General features: G+C 56.1%; 12 protein-coding genes. 6 read left to right on the top strand and 6 right to left on the bottom strand.

The window, feature by feature from the left end; all coding sequences use genetic code 11:
* Positions 1–38 precede the first annotated feature (38 nt).
* From EYD00_RS21855 to EYD00_RS21865, 3 genes are all read left to right on the top strand, one after another.
* On the top strand, positions 39–1124 hold the full coding sequence (locus EYD00_RS21855; protein WP_022563749.1) for an ABC transporter ATP-binding protein: 1086 nt from the start codon (positions 39–41) through the stop codon (positions 1122–1124).
* Positions 1121–2806, top strand: a complete 1686-nt coding sequence (locus EYD00_RS21860) for an ABC transporter permease (RefSeq protein WP_034498102.1) — start codon at positions 1121–1123, stop codon at positions 2804–2806. Before EYD00_RS21855 ends, EYD00_RS21860 begins: the two co-directional genes overlap by 4 nt.
* An 80-nt stretch (positions 2807–2886) precedes the next feature.
* Positions 2887–3843, top strand: a complete 957-nt coding sequence (locus tag EYD00_RS21865) for a hypothetical protein (RefSeq protein ID WP_034498100.1) — start codon at positions 2887–2889, stop codon at positions 3841–3843.
* A gap of 157 nt (positions 3844–4000) precedes the next feature.
* On the opposite strand, the gene EYD00_RS21870 is transcribed toward EYD00_RS21865, so the two are convergent.
* The 4 genes from EYD00_RS21870 to EYD00_RS21885 form a co-directional block, all read right to left on the bottom strand.
* Positions 4001–4564 (bottom strand): flavin reductase family protein, encoded by a 564-nt coding sequence (locus EYD00_RS21870; RefSeq protein ID WP_034498098.1) that lies wholly within the window; start codon positions 4562–4564, stop codon positions 4001–4003.
* An 11-nt stretch (positions 4565–4575) separates the two neighbouring features.
* Positions 4576–4911, bottom strand: coding sequence for a ferredoxin FdxA (gene fdxA / locus EYD00_RS21875; protein WP_034498096.1), 336 nt, complete (start codon positions 4909–4911; stop codon positions 4576–4578).
* 103 nt (positions 4912–5014) lie between these two features.
* Positions 5015–5614 (bottom strand): superoxide dismutase, encoded by a 600-nt coding sequence (locus EYD00_RS21880; protein ID WP_034498094.1) that lies wholly within the window; start codon positions 5612–5614, stop codon positions 5015–5017.
* Positions 5615–5987: 373 nt separating this feature from the next.
* Positions 5988–6557, bottom strand: coding sequence for a TetR/AcrR family transcriptional regulator (locus tag EYD00_RS21885; RefSeq protein ID WP_034498093.1), 570 nt, complete (start codon positions 6555–6557; stop codon positions 5988–5990).
* Between the two features lie 47 nt (positions 6558–6604).
* Between EYD00_RS21885 and EYD00_RS21890 the strand changes: the two genes are divergently transcribed.
* On the top strand, positions 6605–7132 hold the full coding sequence (locus tag EYD00_RS21890; protein WP_034498091.1) for a dihydrofolate reductase family protein: 528 nt from the start codon (positions 6605–6607) through the stop codon (positions 7130–7132).
* Positions 7133–7172: 40 nt separating this feature from the next.
* Here the strand turns inward: EYD00_RS21890 and EYD00_RS21895 are convergent, their stop codons facing one another.
* Complete coding sequence (locus tag EYD00_RS21895; protein ID WP_034498090.1) at positions 7173–8240, bottom strand: linear amide C-N hydrolase; 1068 nt, start codon at positions 8238–8240, stop codon at positions 7173–7175.
* Between the two features lie 140 nt (positions 8241–8380).
* Here EYD00_RS21895 and EYD00_RS21900 point away from each other — a divergent pair, with 140 nt between their 5' ends.
* Positions 8381–9181, top strand: a complete 801-nt coding sequence (locus EYD00_RS21900; protein WP_034498088.1) for a hypothetical protein — start codon at positions 8381–8383, stop codon at positions 9179–9181.
* Positions 9182–9766: 585 nt separating this feature from the next.
* Here EYD00_RS21900 and EYD00_RS21905 read toward each other — a convergent pair.
* Positions 9767–10093, bottom strand: coding sequence for a hypothetical protein (locus EYD00_RS21905; protein WP_034498086.1), 327 nt, complete (start codon positions 10091–10093; stop codon positions 9767–9769).
* Between the two features lie 260 nt (positions 10094–10353).
* Here EYD00_RS21905 and EYD00_RS21910 point away from each other — a divergent pair, with 260 nt between their 5' ends.
* Positions 10354–17793, top strand: a complete 7440-nt coding sequence (locus EYD00_RS21910; protein WP_034498084.1) for a type I polyketide synthase — start codon at positions 10354–10356, stop codon at positions 17791–17793.
* Positions 17794–17846: the final 53 nt, after the last annotated feature.

A 17846-nucleotide genomic window follows, 5' to 3' on the forward strand; every position in this document is an offset into this window, starting at 1 on the left:
TGGTCGCGCGCCGCGCAGGATATATCTTGGAGCAGCACATGGCCGCCGTTGAGATTAACAGCATCAAGAAAAGCTATCGGGATGTCGTTGCACTTTCCGACATCAGCATCTCAATTCCTTCGGGATCATTTTTCACGCTGCTTGGCCCGAGCGGTTGTGGAAAGACCACCCTTTTGCGCACGATCGCCGGGTTTCACCAACAGGACAGTGGCAGCATCAGCATCGAAAGACAGGCGATTGAGCATGTGCCCGCCCATAAGCGTGATGTCGGGATGGTGTTTCAGGATTATGCAGTTTTTCCGCATATTTCCGTGTTCGATAATATTGCCTTCGGTCTGAAGCAACGTAAGGCATCGTCCGCCGAGATCCGCGAACGAGTCGCCAAGATCCTCGATATCGTGCAGCTTGCTCCGTATGCCAAGCGCATGCCGCACGAGCTTTCCGGCGGCCAGCAGCAGCGTGTGGGCCTCGCGCGCGCACTGGTCATTAATCCCAAAGTGCTTTTGATGGACGAGCCGCTATCCAACCTCGACGCCAAACTGCGCGTGGACCTGCGGCGGGAACTGCGTGAAATCCAGCAGGCCATGAACATCACGACGGTCTATGTTACCCATGATCAGGAAGAGGCGCTCGCCATGTCCGATCTGGTTTGCGTCATGTATGGGGGAGTAATTCAGCAGGCTGCGCCACCCTGGGAAGTCTACAATAATCCCTCTAACCGTTTCGTCGCGTCTTTCGTTGGAGCCAATAACTTCCTGACGCTTGATCGCACGGGCGGGCAGATATTCCTGTCAGGCCACAAGGTTGCACTGCCGCAAGCGGATGCGATTTCACCGGAACGGAAGGTCGTCGCAGCGATCCGCCCCGAGGCGATTTCAGTGGGTCTTTCCGCGATCTCTGCCCAAGACCGCATCGACCTGCCCGTGACCATCCGTCAGGTCAGTTTCACCGGACGTGAAATGAACGTGGCGGCCGTACTCTCCTCGGGTGAAGAGATCGAGGCAATCACCAAGCCGTCACCAGAGATCATCGCCCTTGAGCCGAACCAGAAGACAACCTTTTCCTGGCGGGCGGCTGATACTCAGCTTTTCGGTGAAGGTGTGACGGGGGAGCGCTTGTCATGACGGATATGACCGCCACTTCAACGCCTGGAGGTTTCCGCCTGCGGCTGCCAGGTTTCTGGACAAGTGTCACGGCGCTTGCCGTGATCTTGCTGGCAATTTTCCTGATCCTTCCGATATTCAGTGTGTTTTTCATCAGCTTTTTTGATGCGAAGACCGGTGCGTTCGGGCTCAGCAACTACGCGGAGGTGTTCACGCGCCGGTTTTACACCGTGGCCCTCTGGAACACATTGCTGATCGGCGTCCTGGGCATGCTCGGTGCCTGTCTTCTTGGGATCCCGCTTGCATTTTGCACGTCGCGTTATCGCATCAAGGGACGCACATTCATCGCGACCTTTGCAGTTCTTGTTCTCTGCGCACCGCCTTTCATCGGTGCTTATGCCTGGATCATGCTGTTCGGTGCCAACGGTGCGGTCACCAACCTTTTGTCTTTTGCCGGCATCTCATTGCCAACGATTTATGGAATACCCGGCATCGTCATGGTCTTCAGCCTGAAGTTCTTCCCCTATATCTTCCTGATGACGGAAAATGCCCTGAACACCATCAACAAGTCTTATGAGGATGCGGCGGAAAACCTCGGCTGCACGGCGTTTGAGCGTTTCCGCAAAATCACCTTGCCCCTTGTTTTTCCAGCAGTCAGCACAGGTGCGATCATCTGCTTCGTGCTTTCCATCGCCGACTTCGGAACACCAGCCATTCTTGGCAAGGGCATCAGAACGCTATCGACCATTGCCTATGCGCAATATACCTCCGAAATGGCGGGCACGCCGACCATGGCCGTCACGATTTCAATGGTGATGATCGGGATTTCCATGGCAGCGCTTCTTCTCCAACGGCACATTCTCGCCAAGCGCCGCTACGCCAGCTCCCTGACCAACCGACCCGTTAAACAGTCGATGCGCCCGCTGAAGTCATTCATCGTTCACGGTTTCTGCTATCTGGTAGTCTTCATTGCCATGCTACCTTCTCTAACGGTCATCTATACATCTTTCCTGGCGACAAACGGCCCCGTCTTTACCGGTGGCTTCGGGTTAGACAGCTATGCTCGCATTTTGAGGGATTCCCCTCAGGCCATAGCCAACAGCTTTACCTTCGCACTGGCCGCAGTGGTGCTTATCGCGGTCGTCTCCGGGCTCCTGTCCTTTATCGTCGTTAGGCGCGATAATGCCGTTTCCGGCTCGCTCGATCTGTTATTGATGGTGCCGTATCTCATTCCGGGCGTCGTTATGGCGATCGGTTACGTTACGACGTTCCGATATCCTCCTTTCGATATCACCGGGACGGCGCTCATCGTCATCCTTCTGGTGTTCATACGCCGGCTGCCCTATGGCGTCCGATCCACGACATCGATCCTGAGGCAGATCAAGCCGTCGATCGAGGAGGCGGCGGTTAATCTTGGAGCTTCACCCGCAAAGACATTCCTGTCGGTGACGGTGCCATTGATGTTGCCAGGCCTCATCATCGGTTCGCTGATGAGCTTCATCACCGCCATCAACGAACTTTCCTCGACGCTGATCCTTTATACGGCGCGCACGATTACCATGCCGGTCCTGATCTACATCCAGGTAATCGACGGCGAATTCGGGACTGCCGCCGCGCTTTCGACCGTACTATTGGTCAGCACCGGGATCTGTGTCTTCGTCGTGTTTCGCCTTTCGGAAGACAAGGAAGCTTCCTTCGTCTGACCTCTTACACCCCAGTAAAGACAATAGCTGCGGCGACCGACGTGTCGCCGTCCGCTCCCCTCTGCAAGGAAATCAACAAAATGAATATCGCGAGCTTTTCGCAATCGAAATACAAGAACGCCGCAACGCCGGGGGACGACGTGGCAGTTCTTCTTCCCGGCCGGGTTATGGCTGTTTTCGACGGTGCGACCGATCCGACCGGAGCAAGTTACGACGGGCTGAGTTCCGGCCGTATCGCCGCACTTGCCGCAGCAAACGCGGTCGCCGAGATGAGCATAAAGGGCACCTTGCAAAGCTGTGAGGCGGCAGCTCTGTTTCAAAGTATCAGCGACCTCCTGAAATGCGAGGCTAAGCGCATCAATGCAAGCCATCCGCCATCCACAACGCTCGCGATAGTCGCAGATTTGGGTGATAGTTTTCGCCTGCTTCTGGCCGGGGATTCTGGTGTGCGTATCAACGGTACCCGCCTCCTGCAGCACGCCAAGCTAATAGACAAGGTCAGCACGTCGGCGCGAATCCATGTTTTCAAAGGGCTCCTGGCGACGCATGGGGACGGCGATGCTGCTGAGGCAAAAACCCGCGCCACCATATTTTCCGGCCTTCACGCTGCTGTTAAAGCTGGCATCATGACGATGCCGGAAGCCGAAAAAGTCGTCGCCGCCGCGGCTGTCGCAAGCGGCCTTCAAAACGATATGGAAGCGGTCGAAGAGTTTCTGATGGGCGGCATTCGTGCCCAGCCACATTATGCAAACAGGCAGGGCCATGTTCTCGGTTACGCGTCGATCAACGGTGGGCAGGTGATAGGGGAGGGCTTGGTTGATCTATCCCTTGCCAAGGACACGGTCACAAGCCTCGAAATTTTCTCCGATGGTTATCTGTCATTGCCAAGCGGCATCGACGTCGCAGACTGGGAAGCGGAATTTGCCCGCGTCGAGGCAGCAGATTTTCACAAGCTCAGCGACTACCCGTCGGTGAAGGGATCCACGACGGGCGAATTCAGTGACGACAGGACGGTGATATGCCTAAAGGCTCGGTAATAAATCTGCTGCGGCAGGTATGAGGTCGCTGGCTGTGTTCTACCAGGCTGCAAAATCCCGTAATTGACTGCCGGGCTCGCGCCACTTTATGGGAGTGTTAAGGCCAACTGAAAGACGCTGTGTATCTGAGGTCGTCGCGGGAAAACCCTGGATCGAGCTAGCCCCTTATCTCTCTGCCGGTATAGGAGCGATCGCTCCAGAGCAGCGGGTCGCGTGAGGGATCCGGGATCGATTCGGTGATGGCGCCAACGAACAGGATGTGGTCGGCGGCATCAACGGAGCCGACGAGCTCGCAATCAAGGGAGAGCAGCGCCCCGGCAAGCCGAGGGCTTCCTGAAGGCCAGGAATCCCACTGGCCAATCGAAAACCGATCCGGCAGGTTTCCCTTCCCCGCGAAAACGTCGGCGATCTCTTCCTGGCCCCTGGACAGCGCGGCAACGGAAAACCGCCGGCATGCGGCTACGAGGTCGACCATACGGCTGCTGGCGTCGATGGAGATCATCAGAAGCGGTGGCTCCGCGTTGAGCGGCATGAAGGAGGTGATCGTGCGTCCGATCCGCTCACCCCCATGGGCGGATGAGGCCACCGCGACGGTGAAGGCGAGGGCGCTCATCGCGTCTTTGAACTCACGTGGTGAGACTGCCGGCGTAGCGGAGGTTTTAAGCGGAAGATGCGCGTGATTGACCGCACCGCCATCGATGAGCTTGAGATTATGAGACATGCGACGCCGGGCTAACCGCCCGCTCCCGGATTTTTCGAAAAAACGGAAAACTTGGCCGCCGCGCCATTCATGATATCGGCATTGTCTGGCGGCGCTCTCTTTTGATGCACGCGCGGCCAGATGCCGGAATAGTGGTGGTTAAGGTCGAGCCAGACGTGCAGTCCGGGCTCCGTATCTGGCCTGATCGCTGCGGCGGGGCACTCGCTCTCGCAAATGCCACAGTCGATACATTGATCGGGATGGATGACGAGCATGTTCTCGCCTTCATAAAAACATTCGACCGGGCAGACGTCCACACAGTCCATATATTTGCAGGCGATGCAGTTTTCGGTGACGACATAGGGCATCTGGGTGCTCGAACGGAATGGCAGCCGGACGGCGGCTGTCCGGCTGCGCCTGAGCCGACGGGCCGCACGAGGTAGCGGCGCCGGTCAGATTGGTTCAATCAGATCAGAGACGACCGGCGACCGCCTGCCAGTTCACCAGATTATCGAGGAAGTTCTCGATATAGGCCGGGCGCTTGTTGCGGAAATCGATGTAATAGCTGTGTTCCCACACATCGCAGCCAAGAAGCGCCTTCTGTCCGGAGCACAGTGGATTGACCCCGTTTTCAGTGCGGGTAATTTTCAGAGAACCATCGGTATCCACTACCAGCCACGCCCAGCCGGAGCCGAACTGGGAAGCGCCGGCAAGGGCGAAATTCTGCTTGAACAATGCTACCGAGCCGAAGGACTGTGTCAGCGCCTCCTCCAGCACCTTGGGCATCGCATGATGCTCAGGCCCCATGATTTCCCAGAAGAGAGTGTGGTTCCAGTGCTGGGAGGCGTTGTTGAATATGCCGGACTGTGCCACCGCACCCTTCTCATAGGTGCCTCGGACGATCTCTTCGAGGTTCCTGTTTTCCCACTCGGTCCCTGATATCGCCTTGTTGAGATTGTCGACATAGGCTTTGTGATGAAGATCATGATGGAACTTCAGCGTCTCCTCGGACATCCCCGAGGGGGCGAGCGCATCATGGGCATAGGGCAGGTCGGGAAGCTGGAAAGCCATGGGGTATTCCTTTGTCAACTGTTCGCTCAAGAGCATGAAAGAGCCTTGCGAAAACAAGGTGACCGTACTTCTAGGACCTCAATCGCGGTTGAGGTCAAGCGGTTTTTTGACGCCATGCCAACGGCGTGCCGCCGTGCGGGTGAGGCAGGCCAGCCAACGGGACGGCGCTTCGGTTTGCTCGCTTTTGCGCCTAGAATTTCTTACTGACGCCGAGTTTCGCGCCTGCTGATGTTTCCCCATCGCCCTCTATGTTAAAAAGGAGTGCTGCATCAAGCGACCAGTTTTCTGCCGTCTCCATGGAAACACCCGTCGTGAGGGAGCCAAATGCGCCAGATCCGGTAAGACTTGAGACACCGACAGTACCCTCCGAATTTCACCGCCCAGCCCGTTCCACCATGTCCACCCAGTCCTGAAGCGCTCTTCGAATTGCCGAATCCGCATCTTCACCGCGGGTGAACGCCCACCACGTGTGCGCGCCCTGCCAGACGGCAGCCATCTGCCAGCCGAGACTGGCTGCGGATTGTTCATCTTTCGAGACCCGGCGCCCCAGCGATTGTGCGAGAATCTCGCCCCAGAGGGCACCTTTCGCCCTGAGTTTCGGATTGCGGATATCCTCCCTGAGCAGCAGGAGCCCGTCACAGGCGTTCTGTTCTGCAGCGTCGCTCGGCATAAGCCGCATCAGCAGCGATATCGCGCCCTGTGGCGTTAAAGGCTCCTCCTCGTCCGCTGTCCGCGTCTGCGTCAGCAGGTTGTCCCACGCGCGCATCAGCACAGACTCCACAAGGTCTTCGCGGTTGCCGTAGCGCTGTACCAGCGTAGCGGCAGAGAGGCCACTGGCTTTGGCCGCGGCAGCAAAGGTTAGGCCGTCAGGCCCTGTCTGCAACATCAGCGGCAGCAGGGCGTCAAGCACCTCTTCATCGGAAACAAGCTTGTGTCTTGGCATGAGGATATTTATAAACGTATATTCATTTATAAATCAAGGAGGATGAAATGGCGGTCATTCGCGGATATATCGCTGCCAGTCTCGACGGCTTGATCGTGTCGGGAGACGGGTCTCTTGATTGGCTCTACAAGTATGACGACATGGACCTCGGCGAGCATGACTATCGCCTGTTCCTGAAGGGGATAAGGACCGTGGTCATGGGGCGGGCGACCTATGATTTCATCGCCGGGGAGCAAGGTCCGTGGGCCTATGACGGCCACCGTGTCATCGTCGTCACGTCGCGGCCGATCGAGCAGCCGAAAGGCGCGCTGGAAGTGCGCGCCAACCTGGATTCCCTGATCGAGGAACTGCGTGCTCTCGAAGACGGCGATGTCTGGATGCTCGGCGGGGGCCGGCTGCAGATGGCCTTCATGGAGCGCGGCGCGCTGGATGAGATCGAAATATATGTGATCCCTGAAATACTAGGCTCCGGCCAGCCTCTCTTTCCCTTGACCGGTTACCGGGCAAGCCCGACGCTGATAAGTGCAACAGCAATCGACAGGGGCTGTGTGAGATTGCATTACCGCTTTTCATGACGCTCCGGCGACCATGGAACCGCAGCGGCCAGGATGAGACTCAAAGCCCCAGAAATTTGAAAGGAGGAGTCCCTTTCAGGCTGTCATTCGCCATGCCGGAATAGATATGGATCTGATTGGGGCCCAGGTCGAGTTTCTTCACTGTACCCGTCTCTTTGGAAAGATCGAGCTTCGTCAGGTCAATCCAGAAAATATTCGGTGTCAGCGCGGATTCGAAGAAATACAGCTTGCGCTTGTGATCGATCACTGTGCGCCAGCGGGTGGAGGATATGTTGGGCTGGTCCGGGGTCGTGATGCCGTAAGGAACCGAAACGTTACGGATGACACTGAACACGCTTGCGATGGCTTCGACCGGGTTTTCGCTTTTGGGTATTGCGTTTGCGTAAAAGGATGCGCGGGCGAAACGGTCGGACGCGCGGTTCGTGCCCGGCAGCATGACGGTGCCGCCAATCTGCTTCCAGTATTCGTTCAATGCCAACTGATGGTCGAAAGTCGGCGAATTGGTCATCACCTGATATTGGCGGCCGTGATGGATGACCTGCTTGCCATCGATATATTCAACGATCGCACTGTCGCCACTCCCATCGGAGAGCGATAGATGCAGTGTCGCCAGACGCTCTTCGCCGGGGACATTATCAGTCACGATCGTGAACGGGTTTTTCTTGAGCGCACGCACCGCTTCCTCCACGGTCGCGAAATTGTCGAGCACATATTGCGCCCATGCAGCGATGGACAAGCCTGGAGATTTACCGTCATAGGCGGGATAACTCGACTCGACGAGCCAGAGAACGTTGGCCGCCAGGCCTGCCTCGTTCACGCCGTCCGTCGTGGAAATGTCGTAACCCGATGCGATGACGCTGCCATATTTCGAGGTCCATTCTATGGAATTCGGACCGGCCTCACCGGAGCGTTCCATGCCGCGGGGGAAAACCCAGATATTTGTCCCCACATCCGTTTTCCAGTCCATCGAACGGGCCGTCATCACCTGATCATTTTCGCCCAAATAAACGAAACGCGTGCAGGCTTCCGCAACTGACGTGGTGAGCGTGGCGATGGAAAACATGGCGGCGGTGAAGGCAGAGAAAAGCGGCAAGGTCTTCGGGCGCATCTAAACGTCTCCGGTGCTTTCGGTACAAGATACAGCGTATGATAGAAAATCGGACTTGTTGTCGGGAGTCAAACGGGTTTAGCTACGGGCGATTAATTGGGGAGAAGGCATTGCTAAAATTATCGGTTTTTGCGGTCTCTATGGCCTTTTCTGTAACTTCGGCCTCAGGCGCGGATGAGCTTCGGGCCGCGCCCGCAACGGTTGTTGGAGCCGATTGGGCGTTTCAGGCCACGGGTTATTTGTGGGCCACTGGTTTGAACGGCAACATCTCGCCGTTCCGGCGGGCGCCGACGCTTCATGTCGAAAAATCTTTCTCCGACGTGATGGAGGATCTCAACTTCGGCGGGTTTCTCAACATATGGGGCCGCTACGACCGCTTCGTCCTCTCCGGCGACTTGATGTATGTCGATACTACGGACAGCAAGGCGGCCGGGCCGCTGCCAGCACTGCAGATTCCCAGTTTACCAACCTTGCCGGCCGGCGCTGCAATCGATGCGGATGTCGACACGCAGGAATTCATGGCGACGCTGCAGGCCGGGTACCGCATCGTTGACGCAGATGGATTTTCGCTGGACGCGCTGGCCGGGGCTCGCTTCTGGCATATTTCCAATGAGGTGACGGTGACCGCCAGCCATCCCTTGATCGGCAGCGTGTCCGCCACCCACAAGGAAAGTTTTGGCTGGATAGATCCCGTCATCGGCGCGCGCGCTTTTTTTAGCCTGACGGATAAGCTGTCCGTTCAGGGGCAGGTGGATATCGGCGGTTTCGGCGCGGGATCCGATCTCACCTGGTCAGCGCTGGCGACGATGAACTACATCTTTACCGACTCATTGTCCGTCTCGGCAGGCTACAAGGTGCTCGATGTCGATTATTCAGACGAAGGTTATGTTTTCGATTCCCGATTGAGCGGGCCTGTACTCGGCCTAACTTACCGGTTCTAGTCATCGTTGCTCTCACTCTCCACCATAATGGGTCCAACTAGGGTCACAATGGCGCGGGCGTTGTCGCCGACCCAGCTCACATTGGAAAGCACCGCGGGGGCAGGCCCGGTCGTCGGCGTCGCGTAAAAGCTCCTATTGACGATAATTGTGCTGATACCGTGAAATTCTTCGGTGTGAATTTGCCAGAATTCAAATAAATAGCGAACAAACTTTTCGTTCGCTAAGTCTCATTGTGCCATAGTGGCGAAAATTGACACCGCGGAGCATCTTTGGGGAACCGTACCTTCAAGACTGGGCGCGGGCGCTGAGAAGTCGAATGTTCTCTTCGTCGGAACCCCTTTTTGAACGCTCCGATTGTTTTCGATTGCAAATCCGTTCCGGCGAATATCGGCACCACTACCGACGCCACGACATCGCACAGGCAAAAGGACGGCATATCTCTTCGCGTGCCATCCGTTCCCACGGCCAAAGTCAGTAATTAGATAAATCTGTCCACCGTGCAATAAATGCTGGAACGATGCAGCTTCCGATTCTAGCCTATGAATTGTTAATCTTGCGGCGTGCTCGCAAAAAAAGGAACGCAACTCATGGTGCTCCAGCGGAGTCTCTCACCGCGATGAAAATAAGCGCGAAACAGATGATCGCGGTGGGCCAGAAATCCGTCGCTCCGTCCCACGACCAGCGCCAGAAGTAATACCCTTCCAGATGGGGCGGCTTCATGTGGACCGACACTTCGTAGTCTCTTTTTTCGCGGCCGTGAAAATGTCCGGCAGCGAAGGCTAGGCCGATGATCCACGATATCCGCCATGAAAGAAAAATCCGGACGATCATGGCGATAATCGCGGCCATAAACAGGGCTTCGACGATGTGGCCCGCCCAATCCCAGTGCTGTTGCAGATAGTTCCAATTCATTCTTTCCCCTGCTTCCTGCCGTCTAAAGTGTGAAGTCGGCGTGCTTTACAGCTGATAATAAAGTGAGATGCCGCGTGGCCGATGACTGGACAAGCCAATTTTCAGATGTATTTCGGGAGGGATACCTTGTGAGTTGCGGGTGGGGGAGGGGAGTCGCTGTCATATACATTGGATAGCTTATTACCAGTGAATTTGCTGATATTGGGTTGATCAACACGGAGCTTTGTTGCATTCAGGCTATCTAGGATTGTGAGTAAACCATGTCAGTTGAAATTATCGGGCGATCCGTCCGCACCCCGGCGGCTCGGAACGTAGACGAGTTATTCCAATTGTTGAAGGATGAGCGTTGCGTTGTAACCAGCGTTCCCGAGGGCAGATGGAGTCATGCCCGTTTCTGGCATCCTGTCGCCGGTACACCAGGAAAGGCATATACGTTCGCTGCCGGCGTGATCGAGGATGTCTATGATTTCGATCCCGCAGTTTTCAATCTGACTGCCCGCGAAGCCACATATATGGATCCGCAGCAGCGCGTGATTTTGCAGCTTGCGTGGCGCGCCCTGGAGGATGCATCCCTAACGGTTCCCATGCTGCAGCAGGAGCGTGTTGGTGTATATATTGGTGCATCGAGCCTGGATTCCGGAAATACGTTTGTCGAGGATCCCGCTTCCGGCAGTCCCTATTTTATGACCGGCAATACCCTGTCGATTATTGCCAACCGCATTTCGCACGTTTTTGGATTGAACGGGCCTAGTCTGACGATCGATACGGCATGTTCGTCCTCCCTTGTCGCACTGGACCAGGCCGTCCGCGCGCTCCGGAGCGGTGAGATCGACACCGCGATTGTCGGCGGCGTGAATGTCCTTGCGCACCCCTTTTCCTTCATTGGCTTTTCACAAGCGCGCATGCTGTCTCCCGAAGGATTGTGCCGGGCCTATGGTGAGGGCGGTCAGGGTTATGTCCGAGCAGAAGGGGGGGGAGTCGTAGTCCTGCGAACAACGGAAAGGACTAGATCCAACCGGGACCGTAGTTATGCGACTATTCTCGCAACGGGATTGAACTCTGCGGGTAGAACAAACGGCATTTCATTGCCATCGCGCGAGATGCAGGCATCGCTTCTGCGTGACGTCTATCGGCGTCATGATCTCGATCCAAATGACCTCGCATTTGTCGAAGGTCATGGCACGGGTACGAAAGTCGGAGACCCGGCCGAATTGTGGGCAATCGGGACGGAGCTGGGACAAAAACGAAATCAGATCCTGCTGGTGGGATCCGTGAAATCGAATGTTGGTCATTCGGAACCCGCTTCAGGAATGTTTGGTCTGATAAAGGCCGCCCTCGCGCTCCAGCATGATTTTCTTCCTGCCTCGCTCCATGCCTCCGAGTTGAATTCCGAAATTGATTTCGAAGGATTGAACGTCGAGATCAATCGATTTGGTCACTCATTGTCGCGTGGACAAAAGCGGCGCCTTGCCGGCGTGAATTCCTTTGGGTTCGGTGGAACCAACGCGCATATCGTACTTGCTGATCCCGAAACAGCAGTGGTTTCTGATGCAGGCACCTTGCCTTCCGGGCCTTTTATGGTGAGTGCACAAACGCGGTCAGCCCTTGAGGCGCTGCTTGAAGATTATGTTCGCGAGTTGAAAAGCGACCGTCTGGACCGCCACGAACTTGTCGCCGTATCGGCTCTCTACCGAACGCGCCATAAACATCGTTTCGCAGTCGATAGTGTAGACCCCGATGTCGTTCGCAAAGGTACCGAAGAGTTTCTGGCGGGATCCTCGACCGGTTTGGGCCGCGTTGGGGAAGCTCCTGCCGGCGAAACACGGATTGCCTTCGCCTTTTCCGGAAATGGGTCGCAATGGATCGGCATGGCTCAGGACGCCTATCAATACGACTGCGATTTCTTCGATCGATTCAACGAGATTTGTGCGGCGTTCAAGCCATGGTTTGACGTCGATCTGGTGTCATTGTTCGTGTCGCAGGATCTTGCCGCTTCGCTATCGGACACGAGGATTGCCCAAGCACTCCTGTTTGCCACCCAGGCCACCCTGTCAGATCGTTTGATCAGCCGAAACATCAAGCCTCGCATGGTGTTCGGACATTCGGTTGGTGAAATCGCGGCCGCCTATTGTGCGGGCGCACTTTCTCTTGAACACGCGGTTGCGATTGTTGCCGTTCGATCGCGCCGTCAGCATGCGCTTGCCGGCGAAGGGAAAATGGCTGCTGTCGCTCTGTCTGCGGACAGGGCGCAAGAGGTTGCACGCAGGAATGGTCTGTCGGGAATTGAGATCGGCGCGATCAACACGTCCTCCTCGGTCACTATTTCTGGCCCTGTCGCTGAAATAAAAGCATTCAAGGATATCGGCCGCAAGGAGCACATTCCCGTTCACATCTTGGACATCGACTATCCATTTCATCATCCGATCATTGATCGCGAGCGGGATGCTTTCCTCGCCGAGATCCCGGCTTACCAGCCCCGGTCCGGCGACATAAAGTTCATCTCCAGCGTTACCGGGACTATCGAAAGCGGTGATAAGCTCGATGCTGTTTATTGGTGGAGAAATGTCCGGGATGCCGTTCGTTTTGCAGACGCGACGACAGAAGCGCTTGAACAGGGATGCAATCTCGTCATCGAAATAGGTCCTCGCCCGATCCTTTCCTCCTATCTGGCGGAGAATACTCGTCAAGCGGGCGTGTCGGTTTCCATCTTGCCGACATTGACACGACCGGCGCTTAGCACCAATCCTCTGCCTCACATAGTGGCGCAGGCAGTATCCTGCGGCGCTTCGGTATGGACGGATGATGTTTGTCAGCGTCATGCCCATGTCGCATTGCCACCCCTGCCTTTTGAGCCGCAGTGCCTGCAAGTGCAGCCCACCTCCGATAACCTGAACCTGTTCGGTCGCGGCGACGCCGAAGCTGCTTACACGTTGCTGGGATGGCGCACGGACCCCAATGCCCCGTCGTGGAAGAACCATATCGATGCGAACCTGTTTCCCGACCTCGCGCAGCACGTTGTCGACGGGAAGTCCATTCTGCCGGGCAGCGCTTTCATAGAAATCGCTGTGCAGGCGGCACGGCAATTTTTCGCGACGTCGGATGTGGAATTAAGAAATCTGGAAATTATTCGACCGCTGGAGCTGCACGAAAACAGATTGGCGGAACTTTCCACCATGATCTCGCCTGAAACAGGCCAAATTGAAATTCGGTCCCGCGAATATCTGAGCGAAGACGACTGGAGCGTTCATGCCGTAGGCCGTATTCGCAGGCCTGTCACGGAGTTTGCGCGTCAGATTGCTCAATCGGGCGCCGATATATCAAAAGCCCGGACAATTGACGGCGCAGCCGCCTATAGGACTGCGCGGCAGTTCGGGCTGGACTACGGCGTTGACTTCAGGCTTCTGGAAAATGTTAGTGTCTTGCCTGATCGCAAGCTTCATGTGCAACTTTTCGAAGCAGGCGAACCTGCTCATCCCTATCTTTCCTACAACCTCAACCCGATTTCCATTGACGCGGCGTTTCATGGTCTTGTCGCCCTGTTCGCCGATCTGACGGGCGACTTGTCCGGTGCGCCCTATATTCCGGTCAGATTTGGCGCAATCCGATCGCGAACGTATATGGCTGACATACGTTCGGCGCAGATTGAGATATTGCGGGCCTCGCCGTTCTCCCTGAAAATTCGCGTGGAACTGATGGACGAAAACGGTGAACTCGTTGCGAGTCTGGATGATTGTCGATTCAGACGCACATTTCTGAAAGTGCATCACAACCTCGAAACTGTCTCCCTCCATTATGAGCGGATAATCGGCTCCCGAAATTCGGCTCAGGATGCGCTTTTGCCCGGCCTCGTTCCCCAGTACGAGTCGGCCGAAACCGCCGTCTCGATCCTTGTGCTGGATGCCGCTGTCTATCGCGCGTCTTATGACATAGCGCAAAAGGTCCAGAAGGCTTTCGGCAGTGTTGACGCATCTGTTCTGGATGAGCATCGTTCGTTCAGGTCTTATCTCGCTAATTGTTTCTTCATTCTCGAGGATTGCGGGCTCGCGACATTTGAAAAAGAGCGCTGGGTGCTTGCTTCCGATCCGGGGCTGCCGGCTTTCGCCGACATCATTCGCGAATTGATTGGGGAATATCCCGAAATCAGTCCGGCGGCCATCCTCGTCAACGACGCATTTCATTTTGCAATGAACAGTCTGGATTTGTTGCTGGCAGATGGAGACTGCGCGAAATTGGCGGGGTATGACGTTCCTGAAGCGACTGTCGATCATTTCCGGAACGGAACGGCGATTGCACGCAAACGCATTGATGAAGCGTGCCATCTGGTCGAAGCCTTCCTAGAGAAGGCTGCTCCGAATCGCCAGGGGCTGGTGATCGCCGAAGTAGGTGCTACTTCGGTCGCTGTCAGCACGCGGCTCGCAGCCCTTGCCGAACGTTATGACGCGAAGCTCGTGATCGTTGAAGACGACGAGAATCTGAAGAGCAATCTGGCGACAGGTTTTGCGAAAAATCCGCGGGTCGATGTCGTGGATTGTGACGCTTATGGTTTGAGCCGATGCGTCGATTTTGTCGTCAGCGCCAACGGTTTTCTCCTCGGACGTCTGCAAGACAGCGAAGCGTTGAATTCAGCACTGAGTTCAATCGCAAAGTCGGGCGCCGAGCTTTGTTTTGTCGAGCATCAATATGGTTCGCTTGCGGATTTCGTCTTCGGGCTGAAAGAAGGGTGGTTCAGGCAGAGCGTTCTGTCGGAGTTGCCGGTTGGAAAAATGCTTCCCAATGCGGAGATGCTGGGCCGGATCGGTGAACTCGGTTTTGCCGATGGCGCTGTTGTTCGGGCGGACTTCGAGGATGGATCGCTGGCCATCCTGACTGCCCGCGGTGAAATCAGCATCAATGAATCCCGGCTGTTTCGGGCGTGTGAAAACCTTTTGACTATCAAGCCGAAAGACGCACCGTTTCCTGATCTGCAGGCAGGCAAGCATGTCGAACTTGATTGCGGTCCGGATTTGACCCGCAGGATTTTGCAGGATGCCTTGGTCGAACTGGGCACCGGTGAGCTCGATATCACACTGGTTTTGCCGGATCATTCTGCGCCCACGACCCATTCGTCGAGACTTCAGGACTATATCTGTCTTCTGGGCGATATGGCTGAAACCCTGCGGCATTACTCCGCGGGGGCTTGGAAATATCCGCCGCGACTGATTATCGTCGCTCCGGGCGGCGCGCCGACGAATGGAACCTGCGTCGATCCGGTTGCCCACGCGGTCTGGACTTTCGCACGGGTTCTCCAAAACGAATATGACGAGATTGACGTCGTTACGATCGATGTTGCCGGCGGCGCGCTGACCGAGAAGCTGTGGCGCGAATTTCTGACATTACATGCGCAGGGTGAAAACGAACTGCTCCATGATGCAGTCGATGGATCATGGCAGCCGCTTAGGGTTGTTTCCGGCCCCTTTAAACGATCAAAGCAGCATACAGATACATTTGAGGCTGCTTCGATTGTACAGCGCACAATCGGCCGCATCGAGACCATCGAGTGGCAGCAGAACAGCCTGCCGGTCGCGGGCGCCGGTGATGTCGTTGTGGAAGTTTCGGCAACAGGCCTGAACTTCCGCGATGTCATGTGGGCCATGGGGATGCTGCCGGAAGAGGCGCTTGAGGACGGCTTTGCAGGCGCAACGATCGGCATGGAGTTTTCCGGAACAGTTCTGTCGGTAGGGAGCGATGTGCATCATGTTGGCCCGGGCGACAGGGTGATGGGCATCGGGCCGAATGGGTTTTCGACCCATGTCGTCGTCCCTGAAAAGGGGGTTACACGTATTCCCGACACCATCGGACTTGTCGAAGCGGCGACGCTGCCTGTTACATTCCTGACGGCCTATTATGCGCTTGTACAGCTTGCGGGTTTGCGTGCCGGCGAGACGGTTCTCATCCATGGTGCTGCGGGCGGTGTCGGACTTGCTGCCTTGCAGATCGCGAAACTCAAGGGTGCGACGGTTATTGCTACGGCCGGCACCGTGGAAAAACGGAATTTGCTGGCGAGCCTCGGCGTCGACTTTGTCTTCGATTCTCGTTCCCTCGAGTTTTTCAATGATGTCCTGCGCGTGACAAACGGTCTGGGCGTGGATGTCGTCATCAATTCTCTCTTCCAAGAGGCCATGGAACGCAGTCTGGAACTGGTGAAACCGTTCGGACGCTTCCTGGAGCTTGGAAAACGCGACTATTACGCCGATCGCAAGATCGGCTTGCGACCGTTCCGCAAGAATATCTCTTATTTCGGCATCGACGCGGATCAGTTGCTGGTTGAGGCACCGCATATCACCTCGAAGATATTCGAGGAAATTTCGGCTCTTTTTGCGCAAAACGCGCTGAAGCCGCTACCTTACCGAGCCTTTTCCCATGACGAGATTTCCACGGCATTCAGGTTGATGCAAAGCGCCGGTCATATCGGCAAGATTCTCGTTACGCCGCCTGCTCGCGGAAGAGATGCCGTGTTGCAGAGGCGTCGGCCGGATTTCGGTCTTTTGCCCGGTACTTATCTCGTCATCGGTGGCGTTGGCGGCTTTGGACTTGAGGCGGCCAATTGGCTGGCGGATAAGGGTGCTTCGCATCTGGCTCTCGCAACGCGCAGCGGAACTCTGGATGACGATACGCGCGATGCTATTGCACGCTGGCAGGAGATGGGGATCGAGGCGTCAGTCCATGCCTGCGATGTTACAAATGAGACGCAACTTCGTGTTTTGCTGGCTGATCTGCGAAAAGCGGCCCCTCTGAAGGGCATCGTACACGCTGCTATGGTGCTGGATGATGCGTTGATTTCAAATCTCAGCCGCGAACGTAACAAGCCTGTGGTGCACACCAAGGTCGAAGGTGCCGTACTTCTGGATAAGCTGACCGAGGGAGACGATCTTGATCTCTTCCTGTTGTTTTCGTCCGCAACCACCTTGGTCGGGAACCCGGGCCAATCCAACTATGTCGCTGCAAACGGGTATCTGGAAGGCCTTGCACGGGCCCGTCGCCTGCGGGGCAAGCCCGGCCTGGCCGTTGGTTTTGGCGCGATAGCGGATACGGGGTTCCTGGCCCGCAATACGCAGGTGAGCGAGCTGTTGTCCAAGCGGATCGGCAAGACGGCGCTGAAAGCGCGCGACGCCTTGCGTTTTGTCGAGGAATATCTCGTTGCCATGCCGGCGGATGTCGGCGGTGCAACGGTAATGGTTGCCGACATCGACTGGACAGCGGCTGGAACCTTGAAGACCGTGAAACAGCCCTTGTTTTCGGCAATTTCGAATAGTCAGATGCACGAGCAGGTTGCCGTTGGTGAGCAGATAGATCTCCATTCGATGGTTGCCGATAAATCCGCTGAGGATGCGGAGGTAATTCTGCACTCGCTGATCGCGGCGGAACTGGCCTCGATCCTTAAAATGGCTGAAAACAACATTACCCCGGATAAGGTCCTCAGGGATATTGGCCTAGATAGTTTGATGGCCATGGAGCTGGGTGCGAGTTTTCAGCAGAAAACTGGGATTGATCTGCCGTTGAGCAGCATTTCTGACAACACGACGGTTGGAGCGATTGTTGGGAAGCTTCGCGAAAAGTTGCTGAGTCGCCGACCCCAGGATACGGACGACAATGTCGTCGATGATTTGCTGGAAGGGCTGGCAAACAGGCATGGTGTTCAGAAGATTCCGGAGGCCGTCTAGTGAGCGCACAAAAAGGTTCAGGTCGTGGTGGAGCCAATCCGGTGCTCTCGGTA

The sequence above is a fragment of the Agrobacterium sp. 33MFTa1.1 genome, assembly GCF_004328495.1.
Lineage (GTDB): Bacteria > Pseudomonadota > Alphaproteobacteria > Rhizobiales > Rhizobiaceae > Agrobacterium > Agrobacterium pusense.

Bases quoted from the DNA above. Each gene is read 5' to 3' on its own strand.
- EYD00_RS21865 (WP_034498100.1), top strand. From the start codon at position 2,887: ATGAATATCGCGAGCTTTTCGCAATCGAAATACAAGAACGCCGCAACG.
- fdxA (WP_034498096.1), bottom strand. From the start codon at position 4,911: ATGCCCTATGTCGTCACCGAAAACTGCATCGCCTGCAAATATATGGAC.
- EYD00_RS21895 (WP_034498090.1), bottom strand. From the start codon at position 8,240: ATGCGCCCGAAGACCTTGCCGCTTTTCTCTGCCTTCACCGCCGCCATG.
- EYD00_RS21855 (WP_022563749.1), top strand. From the start codon at position 39: ATGGCCGCCGTTGAGATTAACAGCATCAAGAAAAGCTATCGGGATGTC.
- EYD00_RS21900 (WP_034498088.1), top strand. From the start codon at position 8,381: ATGGCCTTTTCTGTAACTTCGGCCTCAGGCGCGGATGAGCTTCGGGCC.
- EYD00_RS21880 (WP_034498094.1), bottom strand. From the start codon at position 5,614: ATGGCTTTCCAGCTTCCCGACCTGCCCTATGCCCATGATGCGCTCGCC.
- EYD00_RS21910 (WP_034498084.1), top strand. From the start codon at position 10,354: ATGTCAGTTGAAATTATCGGGCGATCCGTCCGCACCCCGGCGGCTCGG.
- EYD00_RS21870 (WP_034498098.1), bottom strand. From the start codon at position 4,564: ATGTCTCATAATCTCAAGCTCATCGATGGCGGTGCGGTCAATCACGCG.
- EYD00_RS21905 (WP_034498086.1), bottom strand. From the start codon at position 10,093: ATGAATTGGAACTATCTGCAACAGCACTGGGATTGGGCGGGCCACATC.
- EYD00_RS21890 (WP_034498091.1), top strand. From the start codon at position 6,605: ATGGCGGTCATTCGCGGATATATCGCTGCCAGTCTCGACGGCTTGATC.
- EYD00_RS21860 (WP_034498102.1), top strand. From the start codon at position 1,121: ATGACGGATATGACCGCCACTTCAACGCCTGGAGGTTTCCGCCTGCGG.
- EYD00_RS21885 (WP_034498093.1), bottom strand. From the start codon at position 6,557: ATGCCAAGACACAAGCTTGTTTCCGATGAAGAGGTGCTTGACGCCCTG.